Below are 2676 nucleotides of genomic sequence, written 5' to 3' on the forward strand. Positions count from 1 at the left end.
CGACGAGGTTGATAGGTTCGGGGTGGAAGTGCCGCAAGGTATGGAGCTGACGAATACTAATCGGTCGAGGGCTTATCCATAAATATCTGCGATGTGTAACATCGTCAGAACAAAGCGTTGCTCGACGCTGCTTGTTTCGGATCTAGTTTTCAGGGTGCAAGCCGCCTTGAATGGAAGTAAACGATGCTTCTTGGCAGAAGCATTCAACAAGTCACTTTTGCGCAAGCAAAACACCATCGTTTGGTGATGATGGCGGAGGGGAACCACGCGTTCCCATCTCGAACACGACCGTTAAGCCCTCCAGCGCCAATGGTACTTAGACCGCAGGGTCTTGGGAGAGTAGGACGTTGCCAAGCAAAGCAACAGAAAAAAGCAGCTGATCTTTCGTAGATCAACTGCTTTTTTTGTATAATCGAATGTTCTTAGTTATGTTTGTCCATTGTTCCAAGAAAAGGTCTTATCCGACTAATAGAAAACATAGTTCACTTTTTAGTTTTTGTAATCAAATCGGTCACAGTTACAAATTCATAACCTTGCTTTTTCAACTCAGGTAAAATTCTACGCAGCGCTCCTACAGTTTGAGAACAATCACCCTGCAAATCATGAAATAATATAATATCCCCATTGTGTACGTTGGAAAGAACCGTATCGACTATTTTATCTACACCAGGTCTCTTCCAGTCCTTAGTATCCTGATACCACGACCACATAACAACAGTAAGCTTGTCTTCCTTAGTTAAATCGAGCAGAGCATCATTGTAAAAGCCACCAGGCGGACGAAAAACATGCGGTACCTGCTCTGTTATATCAAAGATTACCTCTTGCGTTTGCCGTATTTCTTCGATTAGTTTGGCAGGGGAGACATTTTTAAGGTAATGATGATCAAAAGTATGATTTGCGATTTCATGCCCTTCATTTACCTCGCGAATTGCAATAGTCGGATACATTTGAACTCTTTTCCCTAATACGAAAAATGTTGCTTTTGCCTGGTTTTCTTTTAACAGATCAAGAATTTGAGGCGTGAATACGGGGTTCGGGCCATCGTCAAACGTGAGAGCGATCAACTTTTTATCAGTGGTAACGTTCCAAACTACTTCACTATTAGGACTTACAGATGCTGCTGTAGTTAAAGCGACAATAAGTGCACATACAGCTGACTTTTTAATCATGCTAAACAATATAATCAACTCCTCGCGAATCCTTTCTATAGTTTGCAAGAAGCTGATTAGGAATATACAAAAAAGCAATTGCTCATTTTAAGCAATTGCTTTAATCTTTTTCTATTCATTTTTGATCATGTAGATTTTTACTTGCTGAACTCCGAATTTCATTGCTTTTGTTTGGCTATCTGGAACATAAATGTCAATCTTATTGCCTTTAACGGAACCGCCTATGTCTGCAGCAGTAGCATACATACCTTCAGCTGGTAGTCCGTCATAGCTATAGCCCTCAATGTAAACCTTTGAACCTAAAGGGATAACTGATGGATCAACGGAGATAGTGCCTATCTGGAGAGGATTCCCAAAGTAATCTACACTCGCATGACCGCCATTTTCTGATGAAGATCCAGTGTATGCAGTTGCATTGGCATTGATGATTTTCTCGAATTGAGTTGCATACCATGCTGGAGCGTGATAATTCTTATCTTCATTTAAGATAGCTATGCGGTTAGTAGGATCCCATTGTATGCGAATTTTTAGCGAGTCGGCTAACGATCTAAAAGGGACATATACTTTTCCGTTTACTAGTTGTGGTGCAGACGCAATAGCGACAGGTTTCTCATTAACTATGGCTGTAAGACTTCCGGTAGTAAAAGAAACTGTAGTGTTTTGGTTCTTAAGAGTTACTTTCCATGCTTGTCCTACAGGCTCGGGATGAGCTTCATATCCCAGGAGATCACTCATAGTGCGAATAGGCACCTGAAGTAAGTGGGAGTTGTCCAAAAAAGGCTGCGCATCCGGAAAGTTAGCCAGTTTGTCATTGATCTGCACTTTGATCTCAGTTGATTTTAGTGGAGATGCATGTACACTTGTTACCGGACCAAGATAACCAAACAATAAGGATGATGTAATAATAACGCTTTTGACAAAATGCTTCATTTATTCCCTCCTTGTGCCTCCGAGGTTAGTTGACGGATTCGGGAAGAGGATTCTCCCTAGTTTGCATGCCTGCAATCATTCACCCCAATAAATCGTCCCCCGTACAAACCCAAATATCTGTTTGATTCGGCATCTGTAGAAATTATCATAATTCGGTTAAATGATCAATGTATAAAATCAACCAGTTAATTACTAAATTTGGGTATTACTTAAAAATCCTCTAAATATCAAGGTTCTGTGGATGGTATTCCACTACTATTATAGGGGAAATAAGCAGATAAATTTAATTGTATTAATTACTTGCTATTATTAGATCGGCGTGGTATATTAGTCCTCCGGCCATAAACGGTACGGAATGTTAAAAGAACAACTTACAAATCATTTAAAAAAAGACTTGCAATGTTAAAATGGTTATGGTATATTAATCAGGTCGCTTTTGACAGGTTGTTGAAAACGATGGGAAATAAACCATAATTGCCCTTTGAAAACTGAACAACGAGTGAGTGTTAAAATAGAGAATGTAAATTCTCGCTAGCATTACTTTTGAGCTTAAGACAAGCTTGCGTTAAACGGTCTT

2 protein-coding genes, 1 rRNA gene and 1 riboswitch are annotated in these 2676 nt (G+C 39.9%); of the genes, 1 reads left to right on the forward strand and 2 read right to left on the reverse strand.

All coding sequences use genetic code 11. The annotated features are described in order from the left end of the window. Positions 1-239 precede the first annotated feature (239 nt). Positions 240-356, forward strand: a 5S ribosomal RNA gene (gene rrf / locus ACFQ0C_RS12855). 126 nt (positions 357-482) lie between these two features. On the opposite strand, the gene ACFQ0C_RS12860 is transcribed toward rrf, so the two are convergent. Both ACFQ0C_RS12860 and ACFQ0C_RS12865 read right to left on the reverse strand, forming a co-directional pair. Next, positions 483-1169: a polysaccharide deacetylase family protein gene (locus tag ACFQ0C_RS12860; RefSeq protein WP_258218449.1), complete on the reverse strand. Its 687-nt coding sequence runs from the start codon at positions 1167-1169 to the stop codon at positions 483-485. A 111-nt stretch (positions 1170-1280) separates the two neighbouring features. Next, positions 1281-2099 (reverse strand): stalk domain-containing protein, encoded by an 819-nt coding sequence (locus ACFQ0C_RS12865; RefSeq protein ID WP_379367336.1) that lies wholly within the window; start codon positions 2097-2099, stop codon positions 1281-1283. Further along, a riboswitch (cyclic di-AMP (ydaO/yuaA leader) is annotated at positions 2100-2241 on the reverse strand. Positions 2242-2676: the final 435 nt, after the last annotated feature.

The organism is Paenibacillus sp. GCM10027630 (genome assembly GCF_042676305.1).
In the GTDB taxonomy this organism is placed as follows: Bacteria; Bacillota; Bacilli; order Paenibacillales; family NBRC-103111; genus Paenibacillus_S.

Excerpts from the sequence above, each read along its gene's own strand:
- ACFQ0C_RS12860 (WP_258218449.1), bottom strand. The coding sequence starts at position 1,169 with ATGATTAAAAAGTCAGCTGTATGTGCACTTATTGTCGCTTTAACTACA.
- ACFQ0C_RS12865 (WP_379367336.1), bottom strand. The coding sequence starts at position 2,099 with ATGAAGCATTTTGTCAAAAGCGTTATTATTACATCATCCTTATTGTTT.